This is a genomic window from Agromyces archimandritae (assembly GCF_018024495.1).
GTDB classification, from domain to species: domain Bacteria; phylum Actinomycetota; class Actinomycetes; order Actinomycetales; family Microbacteriaceae; genus Agromyces; species Agromyces archimandritae.
The window spans coordinates 1,366,351-1,383,548 of record NZ_CP071696.1; the positions used below are offsets into that span (position 1 = coordinate 1,366,351).

Here is a 17,198-nt window from a genome sequence, read left to right on the forward strand (position 1 = left end):
CGTCGCCTCGTGCGCCGCACCGTCCAGCTCTTCGTCGGCCTGTTCCTGTACGGCTTCGGCATTTCGCTCATCGTGAGCGGCAATCTCGGCGGCGCCCCGTGGGATGTGCTGACGCAGGGTCTGTCGAAGCAGACGGGTCTGAGTTTCGGGCTCATCACGATCATGACGAGCGCCGTGGTGCTGCTGTTCTGGATCCCGCTTCGGCAGAAGCCGGGCTTCGGCACGATCGCGAACGCGGTGCTCGTGGGCCCGTTCGCCGACCTCGGGTTCCTGATCGTGCCCGAGACCGAGGTGCTGTGGATCCGCATCGTCTATCTCGCGGCGGGCATCCTGGTGCTGGGTGCGGCGACGGGCCTGTACATCGGCGCGCATTTCGGGCCGGGCCCGCGCGACGGGCTGATGACCGGCATCCACCGGCGCACGGGGGTGAAGATCTGGATCGCACGCACCGCGATCGAACTCGTGGTGCTCGCGATCGGCTGGCTGCTCGGCGGTGTCGCCGGGCTCGGCACGGTCGCCTTCGCCGTGCTGATCGGCCCGATCTGCGGGTTCACGATCCCGTGGTTCGCGGTGCGCGGAGTCTCGGGTGTGGATGCCGACCGCGCGCCCGAGCCGCCGGCATCCGCTCAGGAGCCGGCGGCCGCGTAGACGCGCAGGGCGTCGCGCGCACGAGCCGTATACTCGAAGTATGTCGGATATGACCACGATCAAGGTCGCCGTCGGTGACCGCGATGCGCTGAAAAGCATCGCCGCCGAATCGGGCGTGACCCTCGGCGACGCGCTGCGCGCCCTGATCCGCGAGCACGAACGCAGCAGGCTCATCCGGGAGCTGAACGAGTGGGAACCCGATGAGGAGTATCTCGCCGAACGCGAGGAGTGGGATCGCGCCGACCTCGGTACGGCAGCGGGATGAGACGGCCCCGGATCCAGGCCGGTCAGATCGTGTGGGTGGAATGGGACCCGACGGTCGGCCATGAGCAGCAGAAGCACCGCCCGTGCATCGCGATCAGCGCACAGCTCGGGGCGCTGGTGATCGTCGTGCCGCTGACGAGCAGCCGGCCGAAGGTGGGCTCCCATGTGGAGGTCGAGACGCGGGACCGGGTCTCGACGGCGCTGTGCGAACAGGTGCGCTCGGTCGACGTGCAGCGCATCACGAAACGGGACGGAGCCGTCGAGCCGGACAGGCTGCGGGCGGTTCGTGACGTGGTGGCGCTGCTGATCGGGGTCTGACCGAGCCGGTCGGGTGCGGATGCCGCCCGCGCGCCCGAGCCGCCGGCATCCGCTCAGGAGCCGGCGGCCGCGTAGGCGCGCAGGGCGTCGCGCACGAATTCGGCGCCGACCTGCCCGCCGTAGTTGGCGGCGAAGCGGGGGTCGGCGACGTACATGTCGGCGAGGCCGAGCACGTAGCCGGTGAGGTCGGCTCCGGGGGCGGATGCCGGGGTGCCGGGGATGCCGGTGAGCCAGTCCACATGCCGGGCGGCGAGGGCCTGGGCCTCGGCGGATGCCGGGTCGGCGCCCGATTCGGCCGCCGCGATCCAGTCGGCGTTCAGCCGCCGGAGCCGTTCCTGAGGCTCGTGGTTCCGGTGAGCCGCGCGACCTCTTGGATGCTCCAGTCCTGCGTCATGCCCCCACGCTACGAGTTGACGCCGCGTCAATGTCAAGGGTGGATGCCGGAGCGCGCGCGACCCGGCATCCACACCCCCCTTGCGCGATCGCGAAACGCGATATATCGTGAATCTCATCGAACGCGATATATCGCGTCACATGCGAAGGGGAACACTCATGGCTCTCGAACACTGGATCATCGCCCCCGGGCAGAGCAAGGTGATCGACATCGAACTCGTCCGCAGCCTCAAGGTCAGCCTCATCGGCGGCAAGGTCGACGTCATCGCCCACGACGAGCCCGGCGCCCGCGTCGAGGTCGCCGGCGTCACCGGCAAAGACCTGAAGGTCGAGATCGACGGCGACCGGCTGATCGTCGACCACCCGCAATTGCGCTGGGAGAACTGGCTGGACGTCTTCCGCGGCTTCCGCGGCAACGCGAAGGCGGAGGTCTCGATCCTCGCCCCCAGGCATGTGCTGCTGAAGCTCGGCATGGTCTCGGGCGACGCCCTCGTCTCCGGGTTCGTCGGCGACGCGAAACTGTCGACCGTCTCGGGCGAGCTCACCGTCGACCGCCACGTCGGCGACCTCGAACTGAACGGCGTCTCAGGCGAACTGTCCGCCGGCAACCATGTCGGCGGCGTGAACGCCAACACCGTCTCGGGCGACGTCATCGCCAGCGGCGACCTCACGAAGTTCACCGCCGACGGCGTCTCGGGCAACATGATCGTCGACTCGGTCGGCACCCCCAGGCGCATCGACACGAACACCGTGTCGGGCGACCTCACGGTCCGCTACACGGGCGGCGACGGCGCACGCGTACGCGTCAACTCGGTCAGCGGCACGGTGCTGCTCGAAGACGCGAGCGTCCGCAGCATCTTCGGCAAGGGCTTCGAACGCATCATCGGCACCCTCGACGGCGACTGGCTCGACCTGAACGCGAACTCGGTGTCGGGCGACATCTCGGTCATCCGCCGCGAGCCGCGAGTGGATGCCGCGAGCACCGCGACCCCCGGCGCATCCGCCTCGGGCGCGCCCACGGCATCCACCCCCGAGGCATCCACCACCGCCGGAGCCGACGCGTGACGCCCCCGGTCTTCGCCCACGGCACGCTCCGCCTCTACCTGCTCGCGCTCCTCGAAGAGGAGCCCCGCCACGGCTACGAGCTCATCCAGGCCCTCTCGGACCGCTTCGGCGGCACCTACTCCCCGAGCGCCGGCACGATCTACCCCCGGCTCGCCAAGCTCGAGGAGGAGGGCCTCGTTACCAAAACCGCCGACGGCCGCAAAACGGTCTACGCGATCACGGATGCCGGCCGCACCGAACTCGACGGCCGCCGCCACGAACTCGACGCCATCGAAGACCAGGTCACCGACTCGGTGCGCCGCCTCGCCGACGGGGTGCGCGCCGAGGTCGGCGAGGCGATGCGCTCGCTCCGCGCAGAACTCGCTAGCGCCGCCCGCGAAGCCAAACGCACCGCGACGAAGACCCGCGTCGACCCCGCCCCCGCTCAGCCCGACGCCGGCCGCGCCCTCCACGAAGCCGAACTCGCCCTCAGCGAGTTCCGCCAGGCGATGCGCACCGAACTCCGCTCCCACGAGGCCCGCACCCGCCTCGGCGCCGACACCGTCGCCATCCTCCGCGCCGGCCTCGCCCGCACCGCCGACGAGGTCCGCGCCTCCCTGCGCGCGTAGGGGCCGCCGCGGCGGCGCCGGTGCCGGTGCCGGTGCCGCGGCGCGCTACCCGGCTCAGCTGAACGAGAAGGCCCCGACGACGCTGACGAGGCAGGCGCATGCATCTTCACGCCGTGGGGACCACGAACGCGACGACTGCGACGCCGATTCCGCACGCCGCGATGATCGCCGCGACGCCGAGCACCGATGAGAACCGCGGCCTGGGCCGCCGTGTGAGCAACAGCGTCAGCAGCACGGCCAGGATGGAGACGATCCCGGCGCCGATGAATGCGATGACCTCCTGGAGGGCGTAGTCCGGGGGCGGAGGTGCAGGGTCGACGAGCGGTCGGGCGTATCGGACGTTCGCAACGTAGACGAGGCCGAGCACCACGAGCGCGGTAACGGCCGACTCGAACACCCACGCAGCCCGCTTGCTCATGCCCCACACTCTCATCACGATCCACGGCCGACGGCCCGACACGGCGGATCGGCCTCCGGCAAGCGGCCGCACCTCGACCCATCATGCAATGGTCGCCACCACCGCGAACGCCACCAGGCCGACCACGATCGCGCCGGCACCGACCACGGCGAAGAAGACCCGCGAGGCCGCCGCGTTCATCTGCATCCCGGCTTTCTCGAACCGCCGGCCTGCCCAGAGCGCGATCTTCGAGCGGTTGAGGACCAACAGTGTTCCGGCGGCCAGCCCCGCCGCCCCGAACACGATCGCCGCGACGACGAGGGCCGGACCCGGTTCCGACGCCCCGGCGGAATCCTGCTCTCCCGCGGGAACCCGACCCGCGAGGTCGACGATCGCCGCGACGACGGCGAAGAGGCCGACGAGCAAGACCTGGATCGCGATGGATCGAGGGCCGGGCAGGCGGTCATCTCCCAGAAGCGCCCGGAAGATCCGGTGGTACCAGCGCCCGAGCGGACGATGCAGCACCACCAGCAACACGCCGAGCGTCAGCCCGAACAGGCCGGAGACGATACCCACCTGCGACCATCCTCTCCACGGCGGCCGTACGGCACGATCCCGGGCCGGGCCACCCGACCTGGACACATGATGTCGCATCGCCCGGGCGGTGCGCACCTGGGAGCGGGGTCGGCGGTGGATGCGAGCATGAGCGGATGGCTCGTCTCACGTTGATCCCCTGGTCGCCCGGCGATCTCGATCTGCTGCGCCGCGCGAACACCCCCGAGCTGATGGACCAGCTCGGCGGGGTCGAGAGCGACGAGCAGGTGCGCATCCGCCACGGACGCTATCTCGCGCTCGCCCGCGACGGCGCCGGGCAGCAGTTCCGCGTCGCGACCGAGGAGCATCCCGAGGGCATCGGCATCGTCGGCTATTGGCACCACGAGCACGACGGATCGCCGGCGCTCGAGACCGGGTGGTCGATCCAGGCCGAGCATCGCGGCCACGGGTACGCGCCGGAGGCCGCACGCCTCGCCCTCGCGGCGGCCGCTGCGGCCGGCGAGACGCTGCCCGTGCACGCGTACCCGCGCATCGACAACGCCGCGTCGAACGCGGTCTGCCGCAAGGCGGGCTTCACCCTCCTCGGCGAAGCCGAGTTCGACGCCAACGGGCACACCCTGCACGTCAACGACTGGGTCGCGCTGCCTACAGCATCGCCATGATCTGGCGGGCGATCATGCGTCCGGCGCGGCTGGCGCCGACGGTCGAGGCCTGCGGGCCGTAGCCGGCGAGGAAGACGCGCGGATCGCTCCAGGATGCACCCTGGCCGACGGCGACGCCGCCCTCCTTCTCGCGGAGCTTCAGCGGGGCGAGATGGCGGAGCTCGGGGCGGAAACCCGTCGCCCAGATGATCGCGTCGGCGCGGGCCGTCGCGCCGTCCTCCCAGACGACGCGGTCGGCCTCGATGCGGTCGAACATGGGGCGTGCGACGAGCAGCCCGCGCTCGATGCCGGCCGCGATGCGACGACTGCGGGGCACCCCCGTGCCGCTCACGATCGAGGGCAGGGCGCGACCCGAGCGGGCCGCTTCGTCCTGCGCGGCGACGGCCGCCGAGGCCCCCTCGAGATCGAGGGACTCGCCGTCCACCCAGTCGATCGGGCGGCGTGACACCCAAGTGAGGCCGGCGGCGATGTGCTCGAGCTCGAGCATGAAGCCGATCGCGCTCGTGCCGCCGCCGACGACGACGACGTGCTTGTCGCGGAAATGCTCGGCGTCGTCGTAGTCGGCGGTGTGCACGTGCCGCCCGGCGAACTCCGTCATGCCCGGGTAGTACGGCACGAACGGCGACCCCCAAGTGCCCGTCGCGTTCACGAGGAACTGGGTCGTCAGTTCGATCTCGGGCGGGCCGACCGGCTCGGGCTCCGGCTCGCGGAAGCTGCGACGGCGGCGCGTGAAGAGGCCGCGGCCGCGATGCTCCTCGACCGGTTGCGGTGAGAGGTCCTGATACTGCACCACGAGATCCACCCCGCGGTTCTCGACACGGCGCACATCCATCGGCCGACGCACCCGGAGGTCGAAATACTCCTCGTAGCGCCCGTAGTAGTCGGCGACGACCTCCTTGGCCGGCAACCGGCGGTCGGCGGTCTCGAAGCTGAGGCCCAGTTCGCCCATGCCCGGCAGATCGTTGACCTTGTGCGCGGAACCGAGCTTCAGGGACGACCAGCGATGCTGCCAGGCACCGCCCGGGCCCGGGCTGCGGTCGAGCATCACGAAGTCCTCATCGGCGACGAGCTGGAACCGGCGCAGATAGAAGGCGACCGACAAGCCGGCCTGCCCGGCGCCGATCACCACCACCTTCACACGCCCGGCATCGATCGTCACGCCCTCTATCTCAGCACGTCTGACTGGACGCCGCCCGAAGCCGGTGACCCCCATCCGCGACCGGCCGGCACACAGGCGGTCGATGCTAAACTGTGACCAGGATTGTTCTTATCAGATGAGTGCCGGGTGCGACCATTACCACCCGGCCGGTATTCGTGAGGGGGTCACGCATGGGGCGCGGCCGTCAGAAAGCCAAGCACACCAAGGTTGCTCGCGAGCTGAAGTACTTCAGCCCTGACACCGACTACGGTGCTCTCGAGCGGGAGCTGACCGGTGCTCAGCACGACCACTACGACGAAGAGATGTCGAAGTGGTCCGAGTACGCCTCCGACGAGGACTACGTCGCGGAGGACGGCCAGAAGCGGGCATAAGCACCGCGACCGGGCCGATACGCAGCGCGTGAGCGCCGCACGCTGATCCTGCGATGCGGCGCGTCACGGCATCCACTCGCGACCCTCAGGCGCGGTACGCGCCCACGAGCCGCACCGCACCCCCGTCGACGCCCTTCGCACCCTGCTCGAAACCGGCCGGGTCGTAGGCCCCGGTCGACACCTCGCCGACCGGCCACGCCGGCAGTCCGAGACCGTCGAGCGCGGCGACGACATCGCCGGCGGCATCCGCCGCGACCACCGCGAAGAACCCGATGCCGAGGTTCCACGTGCCCTCGGCGCTCTCGAGCGACGACCCGGCAAGATCCGACAGCACCCGGAAGACCGGCTGCGGCGACCACGTCGACCGATCCACCTCGGCCCACGAACCCTTCGGCAGCACCCGCGCGAGATTCGCCGCCAGCCCCCCGCCCGTCACATGCGACAGCGCGTGCACCGCACCGCCGTGCGGGCCCTCGAGCAACTCCACGAGCGGTCCGGCGTACAGGCGGGTCGGTTCCAGCAGCGCCTCGCCCCAGCTCGCGCCGAGCTCCGCGCTCGCATCCGCATAGCCGATGCCGCGGCCGGCGAGGATGTGCCGCACCAGCGAGAACCCGTTCGAATGCAGGCCGCTGGAGGCGACCCCGAGCACCACATCGCCCGCCCGCACCCGCTCCGCGCCGAGCGCGCGATCCGCCTCCACCGCACCGACCGCAGCACCCGCCACGTCGTACTCGTCCGGCCCGAGCAGGCCCGGATGCTCCGCCGTCTCGCCGCCGACGAGCGCCGTGCCCGTCGCCTCGCACGCCCGCGCGATACCCGTCACGATCGCCGCGATGCGCTCCGGCACGACCTTGCCGCACGCGATGTAATCCGTCATGAACATCGGCTTCGCACCCACCACGACGATGTCGTCGACGACCATGCCGACGAGATCCTGCCCGATCGTGTCGTGCTTGCCGATCGCCTGCGCGATCGCGACCTTCGTGCCCACCCCGTCGGTCGACGTCGCCAGCAGCGGCCGTTCGAACGCCTTCAGGAAGCCGACGTCGTACAGGCCCGCGAACCCCCCGACGCCGCCCAGCACATTCGGCCCGTGCGTGGCGGCGACCGCGCCCTTCATGAGTTCCACCGCGCGGTCTCCGGCGGCGGTGTCGACTCCGGCATCTGCGTATGAGGGGGTCACCCTCCAAGGGTACCCGCGGCCGGGCCGAGCGGCGGCCCGGGCGCGGCCGGGCATCCACTCGGCCGCGCCCGGCATCCACCCCGCCTCGCAGCCAACCCCCCGCGCGCGTGTGCGAGAATCGACCCGTCCAGCTCGGGCGCTTCACACCCACCCATGAGGAGCCATCGCTCGCATGTGCGGCATCGTCGGCATCGTCTCCACAGAACCCGTCAACCAGCAGATCTACGACAGCCTCCTCCTGCTGCAGCACCGCGGCCAGGACTCGACGGGCATCGCGACCGCCGACGGCCCCGTCTTCCACCTCGCGAAGGCCAGCGGCCAGGTCCGCGAAGCGTTCCGCACCCGCGACATGCGCGCCCTCATCGGCAACGTCGGCCTGGGGCACGTCCGCTACACCACCCGCGGCGCCGCCGAACGCGAAGAAGAAGCCCAGCCGTTCTACGTCAACGCCCCCTACGGCATCGTGCTCGTGCACAACGGCAACCTCACCAACACGCGCGAACTCTCCGAAGACCTCTTCCGCATCGACCGCCGCCACGTGAACTCCACGAGCGACACCGAAATGCTCCTGAACGTCCTCGCCACCGAACTCCAAGGCCAGATCGGCGGCCTCGAACTCGACCCCGGCCAGATCTTCAACGCCGTCTCGCAGGTCCACGAGCGCGTCGAAGGCGCCTACGCCTGCATCGCCCTCATCGCCGGCTACGGGCTGCTCGCCTTCCGCGACCCCTGGGGCATCCGCCCGCTCATCCTCGGCCGACGGCAGACCGACGCCGGCACGGACGAATGGATCGTCGCCAGCGAATCCCTCGTCCTCGAGAACGGCGACTACGAGATCGTCCGCGACGTCGAACCCGGCGAAGCCGTCTTCATCGGCACCGACGGCGAACTCTTCTCACGCCAGTGCGCACGCGACCCCCGCCTCGTGCCCTGCTCCTTCGAATACGTCTACCTCGCCCGCCCCGACTCCGTCATGAACGGCATCTCGGTCTACGAGGCGCGCCTGCGCATGGGCGACCGCCTCGCATCCACCGTGGCCACCCACATGCCGCTCGGCGATGTCGACGTCGTCATGCCCATCCCCGACTCCTCGCGCCCCTCCGCCATGCAGGTCGCCCAGCGCCTCGGCATCGAATACCGCGAAGGCTTCTACAAGAACCGCTACGTCGGCCGCACCTTCATCATGCCCGGGCAGGCCGAACGCAAACGCTCCGTCCGGCAGAAGCTGAACGCCATGGGCACCGAGTTCAAGGGCAAGAACATCCTCATCGTCGACGACTCGATCGTGCGCGGCACCACCTCGCAGCAGATCGTGCAGATGGCCCGGGATGCCGGCGCCAACAAAGTCACCTTCTGCTCCGCCGCCCCGCCCGTGCGCTACCCCCACGTCTACGGCATCAACATGCCCTCCCGGCAGGAACTCATCGCCCACGGCCGCAAGATCCCCGAGATCGCCGAGGCCCTCGGCGCCGACCACATGATCTACCAGGAGGTCGAAGACCTCCAGGCCGCCATCACCGAGGGCACCTCGATCGATGCCCTCGACCTGTCGTGCTTCACCGGCGAATACATCACCGGAACCGTCACCGACGAATACCTCGGCTGGCTGGAGCGCACGCAGCTGAGTTGAGTTGTGCGTCGCCGGCCTGTGCCGGCTGTGCCGCTGAGCGCCGCCGGCCGCCCTCTTGCGCAATGCAGGAACGGAATCGTGTCGCGGCGGCGCGTCGCCGGTCGCGCAGGGCGACACGCCGAGTGGGTTCCTGCATTGCGCAGGGGACGCAGGGCGCCCGGGCGGAGCCGGGTCGCGGGTCAGCGGTGGGTTTCGTCGTGCTCCGCGATGACGGTTCTCGCACGCTTGGTCGAGGTGCGGTCGAGGACGACGGCGACGAGCCCGCCGAGCGCCGCGCCGACGGCGCCGCAGCCGAGCAGCAGGAAGCCGAAGACCTGCCCGCGATCGAATTCCGCGTTCTCGGGGAACGCGAACGTCAGCACGAGCGCCGCGAGCACCCCGACCGCCACGCCGAGCACCAGGAACACGCCGACCCGCGGCGCCTTGCGCACCACGACCTCGTCGCGCACGGTCTCGGTCACGAGCTCCGGCTCGGCACGGTTCGCCTCGACGGGCGCCTCGGCGGCATGCTGGGCGGCCTCGGGCGTGTCGGGTGCGGATGCCGCGGCTTCCGGCTCCGGCGCGGACTCACTCGGTGTCTGGCTCACCCCTCCATTGTCGCGCACCCTCCTGGGAGCGCCGCCCGTCGTGTGACGCAGCCCGCTCCGCGCCCGCGAAAAGGGCAGGCACACGAAAGGGCAGGCACACGAAAGGGCGCCCCGGCGAAGCCGGAGCGCCCTTCGTGAGCCGCGTGCGGTGCCCTACTCGGCGCTGGCCGCGGCGAGCCGACGGCGGCGACGCATCTCGAAGACGACCGCGAGGGCGGCGAGCACGACGGCGAGTGCGACGATCGCCCAGATCAGCGCCCACGGGAACGTGGATCCGCTGACGACGGAGGTCGAGGCATCCGCCCCGATGCCGGCCCCGGCCGCCTCGACGTCGACGTCGGATGCCGCGGCGAGCGCGAGCCCGCAGTCGGCCGCGACGGGGATCGCGAAGCCCACGGGGTCGAGCGCTTCGCCGGCGTCGTAGGTGCCGAAGGCGGCCGCGCCCTCCGCGGTGAGCTCGGCGGGCACGCCGCTCGCGGTGAGCCCTGAGCCGTCGCGGGTGATGGCGGCGGCCGCGAGGTCGAGCACGGCGAAGCGGATGCCGTCGGCGGCGACCGTCTGGCCTTCCTGCGTCGTGCCGGTGACATCGAGCGTCAGGTAGGCCGCACCCGTGCCGTCGAACTCGAGGCCGGGGTTCGCGATGGTGGTGTCGAGGGCTCCGTCATGGCCGGTGAACTCGATGCTGCCGCCGAAGGAGACGAGGCCGCGTTCGCGCTCGGGGTCGAATGCGCCCGATCCGCCGGCGAACGTGAACAGCCCGCCGTCTTCCTTCGCCCCGCCGCCGAGCACCCAGTCGCCGTTCGCGATGCCGCTCGTGAGGTACGAGGTGAAGGACTCCTTGAACGCCCAGTCGAGCGTCGCGGCATCCACCGCGCATCGGTCGTCGGCGGCGATCGTGAACTGCACGCCCTTCGTGATCGACCCCTGGAAGGTCAGGGTGTGGATGCCGGGTTCGAGCCCGGCGGGCAGTGCACCCGTCCAGGTGGCGACGCCGTCGGCGTCCGCCCGCACATCGCGGTCGAGCACGATCGGGTCGGAGTAGACGACGACGTGGATGCCGGTCTCGTTCGGCTCGAAGCCGTCGGCCGAGATCGTGACGACCTCGCCGGCGACGAGCTTGGCGAGGGTGGCGTCGTCGAGTTCGATGCCGGTCGTGGCGGGCGGGGCGGCCGGCACGTCGCGAGCCGCGGTGCCGGCGGTGGATGCCGCGGAGGCGACGGTTCCGGTGTCACCGGCCGGCGCGGCGGCCGGCGATCCGATGGTCGCGGTGAGCGGTGCGAGCGCCTGACCGGCGTTGTAGTAGCCGGCGAAGGCGGGCTCGCCGCTCTCGAGGAGGGTGACCGGGGCGCCGGCGAAGCTCGTCGCGCCGCCGGAGCGGGAGACGCCCGCTTCGGCGAGGTCGACGCTCGCGAGGTCGATGCGGGTGCCGCCGGAGACGACGGAGAGGATGCCCTCGCTGCCGGAGACGATGCGCAGAGCCGGGTCGGCGAAGGTCACGTCGAGCTGCCCGCCGTGGCCCCAGAACCGCACGGCGCCGGCGTATTCCGCCGTGCCGCGGCCCGTGGCCTGGTCGAAGCTGCCGCCGGACTGGCCGAACTGGAACGCGCCGTCGGCTCCGCGGGTCGCCCCGTCGAGGGTGATGCTGCCCTTCGCGATGCGGTCGGTGATGTAGTCGGTGAACGACGCCGAGACGCCCCAGCTCAGGGAGCCTCCGACGGCCGAGGGGGCCGGTGCCGCCGGTTGCGGATGCTGCACGGGCGGCTTGGGCGCGGTCGGCGTGCCGGGCTCGGCGGCGCCGCTCGCGACGGTGACCGGGGCGAAGGCGTCGAGGCTGCGGTCGGTGGCCGACAGCCCGTGCGCGGCGGAGGTCGCGACGACGTAGTCGCCGGCGGGGCTCAGCGTGCCGGCGGGGACGTCGAACGTGGTGGTGAAGGAGCCGTCGACGATGCGCGACGGCTGCACCCATGCCTGGGCGATCCAGCCGTCGGCGACGAGCGGGCCGGACCCGTTCCACACCTTCGACTCGCCGAAGAGCACGTAGACGCCCTGCGCGGCACCCGGGCCGGTGTAGCCCGCGCCGGTCACGGTGAGGGTGTTGGCCTTGGTGCCGTCGAGGTTCTTCGAGGGGGTGACGGAGAGCTTCACCTGGGCGGCGGGATCGGTGCCGGGGTCGGTTCCGGGGTCCGTGCCCGGGTCGGTCTCGTCGGCAAAGGAGATGAGGGTCTCGGTCTCGAACGGCGCGTACTTCGCCCCGCTGCCGGGGTACGTGTAGATGCCGAAGCGGCCGTCTTCGAGGGCGGCGTCGAACGCGGAGACCTCGAGCTCGACCTCGAACGATCCGTCGGCGGCGATCGGAACGGCACCGGCGGCCGCGCCGCCGATCTTGGCGGCGTCGGCGGCGTCGACGACCCACTTCTGCTGGTCGACCTTGCGCGCCGACGACGGGGCGCCGGCCGAGGGCTTCCAGTCTTCGAGGAACGACCCGAAGACGACGTACGCGCCGCCGAAGGAGCCCGCGAGCGGCGGGCGCGTGCCGGTGGTTTCGGGAGCGACGGGAGCGAAGCCCGCGCCTCGCACGGTCACGGTCTCGCCCTCGGGGTCGAGCCCGCTCGTCTTGGAGACGGTGACGGTCGGGGTGGACGGCTCGGGTTCCGGCTGCGCGATCGTGAGCGGCTGGAAGGCGTCGAGGGTGCGGTCGGTGACCGAGAGGCCGTGCGCGGCCGAGGTCGCCACGACGTAGTCGCCGGCGGGGTCGAAGGAATCGGCCGGAACGGTCAGGATCGTCGTGAACGCGCCGCCCTGGATCTGCTGCGGCATCACCCAGCCCTGCGCCAGCCAGCCGGCGGACGCGAGCGGACCCGATCCGTCCCAGATGCCGGCATCGCCGAGCAGCACGTACGCGCCGCTCGCCGCGCCCGCACCGACGTATCCCGTCCCCGAGATCGTGAAGGTGTTCTCGACGGCCGGGTCGATACCCGTCGCCGGCGTCACCGTGAGCTGCGGGTCGGCGACCGGCTCCAGCTCGGGCTCGGCGAACGGAACAGCCGTGCGGGTGTTCTGGCTCGGGTCCCCGAAGCCCTGCCCGTGCGCCTTGGAGGTGAGCACGACGTACTCGGGCGTCTCGTCGGAGAATGCGGGCACGGTGAATTCGATGCTGAAGGAGCCGTCGGCTTCGAGCGGGGCAGTGCGGCCCGAGTCGCCGAGCTCGTCGGCATTGCCGGGGCCGACCCAGACCGTGTCGATGAGGAGGCTGCTGCTCAGGTAGAAGCTCGTCGCGGCCGCCGGGGCGAGTCCGACGTACACGCCGGGCGCGGCCGGCGAGAACCCGGTGCCGGTGACGGTGACCGTCCCGCCCTCACGCGGCGCTTCGGTCGCCGTGACCGTCGGCACGGCCGCGTCGGCGGCGAGCGCGGGCGCGGCCGCGGTGAGCGAGCCGCCGAGGGCGAGCGCTGCGGCGAGCAGGCCCGCGAGCCAGCGGCGACGCGAGCGGGGTGGGGTGGTCGACGGTGTCTTCACGACGCGGTCCTTCGGGCAGGGGCGTTCGCACCTCGTCGGTGCGGGCCGGGTTGGAAAGCGGGTTTCGCCAAGTAAGCTTAGCCTCAGCTAATCCCAGATGCACCAGTCCGAGAGATCCGAGCCCGCATGAACCCGATCACGCGCCGCCCCGCGAAGCGCCCCGCCCGCGAATCCGCGGGGGGCGAGCACCGCCCGGTTCGGCCCACGGCCGCCGCGCGCCGCCCGGCGGCCGTCGCTCTCCTGCTCGCCGCGACGGTCGTGCTCACCGCATGCGGGGCCCCCTCCCCGAACGGGGGTGCCGCGGCATCCACCCCCGGCGAACCCGAATGCCCCGGCGGCGCGACGCCCTTCGCCGAACTCGCCGTCTCGCAGACCCCGCGCGAGCTCACCGGGCCGGCCACGGCCTGTCTCGCCGACACCGCGCTGCCCGAGGTCGACTCCGACGAACAGCCGGCGATGCCCGTGACCGTCACCGACGCATCCGGAACCGAGGTCACCGTCGAAAGCGCCGACCGCATCCTCGCGCTCGACATCTCGGGCACCCTCGCCGCGACCGTCTTCGCCCTCGGGCTCGGCGACCGGGTCGTCGGCCGCGACTCCTCGACCGGGTTCGCCGCCGCCGCCGAGCTGCCCGTCGTCACCCACGGCGGCCACAGCCTCACGGCCGAGGCGATCCTCTCCCTCGACCCCGACGTCGTCATCACCGACACCACGCTCGGACCGCGCGACGTGCTCGGCCAGCTCCGCGACGCCGGCATCCCCGTCGTCACGACGACGCAGGAGCGCACGGTCGACAACGTCGCCGAGGTCATCGGCGAGGTCGCCGCGGCCCTCGGCGTGCCCGAGCGCGGCCGGCTGCTGACCGAACAGGTGCAGGGCGGCCTCGACGAGGTGACGGCCGGCATCCGGGCGGCGATCCCGGCGGAGGCCGACCGCCCGCGCACCCTCTTCCTCTACGTGCGCGGCAATGCGAACGTCTACTACCTGTTCGGCGAGGAGTCGGGCGCCGATTCCCTCATCGAGGCCGCCGGCGGGCGCGACGTCGCCGGCGAGATCGGCTGGACGGGCATGCGCCCCATCACCGCCGAAGCCCTCGTCGAAGCGGCCCCCGACGTCGTGCTGCTCATGACGGGCGGCCTCGAATCCGCCGGCGGCGTCGACGGCCTGCTCGAACGCCTGCCGGCCCTGGCCTCGACGCCCGCCGGCGAGCACCGCCGCTTCATCGACATGGCCGACACCGAGATCCTCGGCTTCGGCCCCCGCACCCCGGCCGTCGTCGACGCCCTCGCGCGTGCGATCTACGTCCCCGAGGGCAGCAGCGAATGAGCACGGTCGCCGAGCATTCGGGTGCGGATGCCGGGTCGCGCCCGACCCCGGGGGCGGCGCCCTCCGGCGCGGCGTCCTCGAACGCAGCCCCCACGGGGGCGGCGCGCTCCGGCATCCACCCCGGCACGCCCGAGCCGGCCCGGGGCATCCGCACCCGTCGTACGATTCTCTTCACCGCGCTCGGCGCGGCCCTCGTCGCGGCGATGCTGTGGTCGGCCGGCAGCGGTCAGCTGCAGATCGCCCCCGGCGAGGTGTGGGCGAGCCTCATGCGCGCCATCGGCCTCGAAACCGCCCCCGAGGCGGTGCCGAACACCGACTCGGCGCTCTGGAACATCCGCTTCCCGCGCATCGTCATGGCCCTGCTCATCGGCGCGGCCCTCGCCGTCGCCGGCACCGTCATGCAGGCCGTGTTCGCGAACCCCCTCGCCGAGCCCGGGGTCGTCGGCGTCTCCTCGGGCGCCGCGCTCGGGGCCGCGGCGGCGATCGTGTTCGGCTGGACGGCCGCGGGCGACTGGGCCACGGCCGGCTCCGCGTTCGTCGCCGGGCTCGCGACGACGCTGCTCGTCTACTTCGCGAGCCGCGCCGGGGGCCGCACCGAGATCGTCACCCTGGTGCTCACCGGCATCGCGATCAACGCGTTCACCTCGGGGGCGCTCGCATTCATGACCTTCATCGGCGACAACGCGAGCCGCGAGGAGATCGTGTTCTGGCAGCTCGGTTCGCTGAACGGCGCCCGCTGGCAGGAGGCTGCGGTCATGCTGCCGCTCATCGTGGTCGCCCTCGTCGCCGCGCTCGTGCTCGGCCGCCGGCTCGACCTGTTCTCCCTCGGCGAGCGCGGAGCCCGCCACCTCGGCGTGAACGTCGAACGGGTGCGGATCATCGCGATCGTCATCGTCGCCGTGCTGGTCTGCTCGGCGGTCGCGTTCGCGGGCATCATCGCGTTCGTGGGGCTCATCGTGCCCCATCTCATGCGGATGATCATCGGCCCCTCGCACCGGGCGCTCATCGTCGCCAGCGCCCTCGGCGGCGCCCTGCTGCTCGTCGTCGCCGACCTCGTCGCGCGCACGGCGATGCCGATGGCGGACCTGCCGATCGGCATGCTCACCTCGATCGTCGGCGGCCCCTTCTTCTTCTGGTTGCTGCGTCGCACCCGCAAGCGTTCCGGAGGCTGGGGATGAGCGATTCGCGAGTGGATGCCGTGAGCGCGCCCGCCCCGGCCGTGCCGCCAGCCGCGTCGGGCGCCGCCGCAGGCCCGGTACTCGCCGCGGCTTCCGGAGCCGCCGCACCGGCCGGAGCAGGCCCGGTGCTCGCCGCCCGCGGCCTCACGGTGCGCATCGACGGGGCGACCCTGCTCGACGGGGTCGACTTCACGGCATCCACCGGCCGCGTGCACGCCCTCATCGGGCCGAACGGCGCCGGCAAGTCCACCCTGCTCGGCGTGCTCGCCGGCGACACCGGGGCCGTCGCGGCCGGCACGGTGGCCATGCTCGGCCGGCCGGTCGGCGCATGGTCGCTGAAGGAGCTGGCCCGGCAGCGGGCGGTGCTCACCCAGGAGCATCAGGTGAGCTTCCCGTTCCCGGTGCGCGAGGTCGTCGCGATGGGGCGGCATCCGTGGGCCCGCACCCCCGCCGCCGACGACGACGATGCCGAGGTCGAGCGGGCGATGGCGGATGCCGACGTCGCGCACCTCGGCGAGCGCACCGTTCCCTCGCTCTCGGGCGGGGAGCGGGCGCGCGTCGCCCTGGCCCGCGTCGTCGCCCAGCAGGCGGAGGTGCTGCTGCTCGACGAGCCGACGGCCGCCCTCGACCTGAAGCATCAGGAGGACGTCATGCGGCTCGCGCGCGCCCATGCGGCCGCCGGGCGCACCGTCGTCGTCGTGCTGCACGAGCTGAACGTCGCCGCCGCCTATGCCGACGACATCACGCTGCTCCGCCGCGGCCGCGTCGTCGCGACCGGGTCGCCCGCCGAGGTCCTCACGGCCGAACGCATCGAGGAGGTCTACGGTCAGGCCGTCGACGTCACCCCCCACCCGCGCACGGGCGCCCCGCTGGTGCTGCCCGTGCGTTGAGCGCCGGCGGAGGAACCATGCGCCCCGCGCTCAGCCGAGCGAGACGATGAGGGCGCACACGAAGAGGACGAGGCTCGCCGCGCCCGAGGCGTAGCGCTCCGGCTTGCTCTTCGACAGCGCGTTCATCACGGTGCCGAGCGCGAGGTAGACGGTGACGATCCAGCATCCGACGACCACGACGATCTCGGGCAGCACGAGCGGCAGCAGCCCGGCGCGCATCGCGAAGAACCAGGCGAAGAGCACGTACAGCACGATCGCGACGACGCTGCCGACGCGTTTGCGGGCGGGCAGCACCCGGTCGGCGCCGCCCCAGGCGAGCGAGCCGAGCGGCGCGCCCGCGATGAGGGCGATCTGCAGCACGGTGAACAGGGCGAGGATGGCGAGGAGGATGATGGCGGCCGCGGTCGTCATGGGCTCAAGCTAGCGCGCAGTCGTCTCGCGCGGCACG

Annotated in this window: 18 protein-coding genes and 1 pseudogene; 11 read left to right on the forward strand and 8 right to left on the reverse strand. The window is 72.0% G+C overall.

Annotated features, from left to right (window positions below):
- Nucleotides 1-9 precede the first annotated feature (9 nt).
- From yczE to G127AT_RS06185, 3 genes are read left to right on the forward strand one after another with little or no spacing between them, the layout of a single operon-like run.
- Nucleotides 10-648, forward strand: coding sequence for a membrane protein YczE (gene yczE / locus G127AT_RS06175; protein ID WP_210901106.1), 639 nt, complete (start codon nt 10-12; stop codon nt 646-648).
- A gap of 40 nt (nt 649-688) precedes the next feature.
- Nucleotides 689-913, forward strand: a complete 225-nt coding sequence (locus tag G127AT_RS06180) for a hypothetical protein (protein ID WP_210901108.1) — start codon at nt 689-691, stop codon at nt 911-913.
- On the forward strand, nt 910-1,230 hold the full coding sequence (locus tag G127AT_RS06185) for a type II toxin-antitoxin system PemK/MazF family toxin (RefSeq protein ID WP_425305888.1): 321 nt from the start codon (nt 910-912) through the stop codon (nt 1,228-1,230). The genes G127AT_RS06180 and G127AT_RS06185 overlap by 4 nt, the downstream gene beginning before the upstream one ends.
- 53 nt (nt 1,231-1,283) lie before the next feature.
- On the opposite strand, the pseudogene G127AT_RS16050 reads toward G127AT_RS06185, so the two are convergent.
- A pseudogene (locus tag G127AT_RS16050) lies at nt 1,284-1,631 on the reverse strand (TipAS antibiotic-recognition domain-containing protein); the annotation flags it as partial.
- Between the two features lie 151 nt (nt 1,632-1,782).
- On the opposite strand from G127AT_RS16050, the gene G127AT_RS06195 reads away from it, so the two are divergent.
- Together G127AT_RS06195 and G127AT_RS06200 are read left to right on the forward strand one after the other, a co-directional pair.
- Entirely contained in the window at nt 1,783-2,688 is a 906-nt protein-coding gene (locus G127AT_RS06195; protein ID WP_210901114.1) for a DUF4097 family beta strand repeat-containing protein, read from the forward strand.
- Nucleotides 2,685-3,296, forward strand: coding sequence for a PadR family transcriptional regulator (locus G127AT_RS06200; protein ID WP_210901116.1), 612 nt, complete (start codon nt 2,685-2,687; stop codon nt 3,294-3,296). Before G127AT_RS06195 ends, G127AT_RS06200 begins: the two co-directional genes overlap by 4 nt.
- A gap of 106 nt (nt 3,297-3,402) precedes the next feature.
- Here the strand turns inward: G127AT_RS06200 and G127AT_RS06205 are convergent, their stop codons facing one another.
- Nucleotides 3,403-3,714, reverse strand: coding sequence for a hypothetical protein (locus tag G127AT_RS06205; RefSeq protein ID WP_210901118.1), 312 nt, complete (start codon nt 3,712-3,714; stop codon nt 3,403-3,405).
- 81 nt (nt 3,715-3,795) lie between these two features.
- Entirely contained in the window at nt 3,796-4,269 is a 474-nt protein-coding gene (locus G127AT_RS06210; RefSeq protein ID WP_210901120.1) for a hypothetical protein, read from the reverse strand.
- A gap of 134 nt (nt 4,270-4,403) precedes the next feature.
- Between G127AT_RS06210 and G127AT_RS06215 the strand changes: the two genes are divergently transcribed.
- A complete protein-coding gene (locus tag G127AT_RS06215; RefSeq protein WP_210901122.1) occupies nt 4,404-4,910 on the forward strand; it encodes a GNAT family N-acetyltransferase in 507 nt (168 codons plus the stop codon).
- Here G127AT_RS06215 and G127AT_RS06220 read toward each other — a convergent pair.
- The gene (locus tag G127AT_RS06220; RefSeq protein ID WP_244857770.1) at nt 4,894-6,069 is read right to left on the reverse strand and encodes an FAD-dependent oxidoreductase; all 1,176 of its coding nucleotides are present in this window, start codon (nt 6,067-6,069) and stop codon (nt 4,894-4,896) included. The genes G127AT_RS06215 and G127AT_RS06220 overlap by 17 nt on opposite strands.
- A gap of 170 nt (nt 6,070-6,239) precedes the next feature.
- Here G127AT_RS06220 and G127AT_RS06225 point away from each other — a divergent pair, with 170 nt between their 5' ends.
- Nucleotides 6,240-6,440 (forward strand): DUF3073 domain-containing protein, encoded by a 201-nt coding sequence (locus tag G127AT_RS06225; RefSeq protein ID WP_210901868.1) that lies wholly within the window; start codon nt 6,240-6,242, stop codon nt 6,438-6,440.
- A gap of 85 nt (nt 6,441-6,525) precedes the next feature.
- Here G127AT_RS06225 and purM read toward each other — a convergent pair whose 3' ends face one another.
- On the reverse strand, nt 6,526-7,623 hold the full coding sequence (gene purM, locus G127AT_RS06230; RefSeq protein WP_244857771.1) for a phosphoribosylformylglycinamidine cyclo-ligase: 1,098 nt from the start codon (nt 7,621-7,623) through the stop codon (nt 6,526-6,528).
- 172 nt (nt 7,624-7,795) lie between these two features.
- On the opposite strand from purM, the gene purF reads away from it, so the two are divergent.
- Complete coding sequence (gene purF / locus G127AT_RS06235; protein ID WP_210901126.1) at nt 7,796-9,253, forward strand: amidophosphoribosyltransferase; 1,458 nt, start codon at nt 7,796-7,798, stop codon at nt 9,251-9,253.
- A 179-nt stretch (nt 9,254-9,432) separates the two neighbouring features.
- Here purF and G127AT_RS06240 read toward each other — a convergent pair whose 3' ends face one another.
- Both G127AT_RS06240 and G127AT_RS06245 read right to left on the reverse strand, forming a co-directional pair.
- A complete protein-coding gene (locus G127AT_RS06240; RefSeq protein ID WP_210901128.1) occupies nt 9,433-9,840 on the reverse strand; it encodes a hypothetical protein in 408 nt (135 codons plus the stop codon).
- Between the two features lie 153 nt (nt 9,841-9,993).
- Entirely contained in the window at nt 9,994-13,356 is a 3,363-nt protein-coding gene (locus G127AT_RS06245) for an HtaA domain-containing protein (protein ID WP_210901130.1), read from the reverse strand.
- A 126-nt stretch (nt 13,357-13,482) separates the two neighbouring features.
- Here G127AT_RS06245 and G127AT_RS06250 point away from each other — a divergent pair, with 126 nt between their 5' ends.
- From G127AT_RS06250 to G127AT_RS06260, 3 genes are read left to right on the forward strand one after another with little or no spacing between them, the layout of a single operon-like run.
- The gene (locus G127AT_RS06250; protein WP_210901132.1) at nt 13,483-14,682 is read left to right on the forward strand and encodes a heme/hemin ABC transporter substrate-binding protein; all 1,200 of its coding nucleotides are present in this window, start codon (nt 13,483-13,485) and stop codon (nt 14,680-14,682) included.
- Nucleotides 14,679-15,860 carry a FecCD family ABC transporter permease gene (locus tag G127AT_RS06255; protein WP_210901134.1) on the forward strand — a complete coding sequence of 394 codons (1,182 nt, stop codon included), beginning with the start codon at nt 14,679-14,681 and terminating at the stop codon, nt 15,858-15,860. The genes G127AT_RS06250 and G127AT_RS06255 overlap by 4 nt, the downstream gene beginning before the upstream one ends.
- On the forward strand, nt 15,857-16,750 hold the full coding sequence (locus tag G127AT_RS06260; protein WP_210901136.1) for a heme ABC transporter ATP-binding protein: 894 nt from the start codon (nt 15,857-15,859) through the stop codon (nt 16,748-16,750). Before G127AT_RS06255 ends, G127AT_RS06260 begins: the two co-directional genes overlap by 4 nt.
- A gap of 30 nt (nt 16,751-16,780) precedes the next feature.
- Here G127AT_RS06260 and G127AT_RS06265 read toward each other — a convergent pair whose 3' ends face one another.
- Nucleotides 16,781-17,161: a hypothetical protein gene (locus G127AT_RS06265; protein WP_210901138.1), complete on the reverse strand. Its 381-nt coding sequence runs from the start codon at nt 17,159-17,161 to the stop codon at nt 16,781-16,783.
- Nucleotides 17,162-17,198 lie beyond the last annotated feature (37 nt).

Bases quoted from the DNA above. Each gene is read 5' to 3' on its own strand.
- G127AT_RS06195 (WP_210901114.1), top strand. From the start codon at position 1,783: ATGGCTCTCGAACACTGGATCATCGCCCCCGGGCAGAGCAAGGTGATC.
- G127AT_RS06215 (WP_210901122.1), top strand. From the start codon at position 4,404: ATGGCTCGTCTCACGTTGATCCCCTGGTCGCCCGGCGATCTCGATCTG.
- G127AT_RS06180 (WP_210901108.1), top strand. From the start codon at position 689: ATGTCGGATATGACCACGATCAAGGTCGCCGTCGGTGACCGCGATGCG.
- G127AT_RS06225 (WP_210901868.1), top strand. From the start codon at position 6,240: ATGGGGCGCGGCCGTCAGAAAGCCAAGCACACCAAGGTTGCTCGCGAG.
- G127AT_RS06205 (WP_210901118.1), bottom strand. From the start codon at position 3,714: ATGAGCAAGCGGGCTGCGTGGGTGTTCGAGTCGGCCGTTACCGCGCTC.
- G127AT_RS06265 (WP_210901138.1), bottom strand. From the start codon at position 17,161: ATGACGACCGCGGCCGCCATCATCCTCCTCGCCATCCTCGCCCTGTTC.
- G127AT_RS06185 (WP_425305888.1), top strand. From the start codon at position 910: ATGAGACGGCCCCGGATCCAGGCCGGTCAGATCGTGTGGGTGGAATGG.
- purF (WP_210901126.1), top strand. From the start codon at position 7,796: ATGTGCGGCATCGTCGGCATCGTCTCCACAGAACCCGTCAACCAGCAG.
- G127AT_RS06255 (WP_210901134.1), top strand. From the start codon at position 14,679: ATGAGCACGGTCGCCGAGCATTCGGGTGCGGATGCCGGGTCGCGCCCG.
- G127AT_RS06260 (WP_210901136.1), top strand. From the start codon at position 15,857: ATGAGCGATTCGCGAGTGGATGCCGTGAGCGCGCCCGCCCCGGCCGTG.
- G127AT_RS06250 (WP_210901132.1), top strand. From the start codon at position 13,483: ATGAACCCGATCACGCGCCGCCCCGCGAAGCGCCCCGCCCGCGAATCC.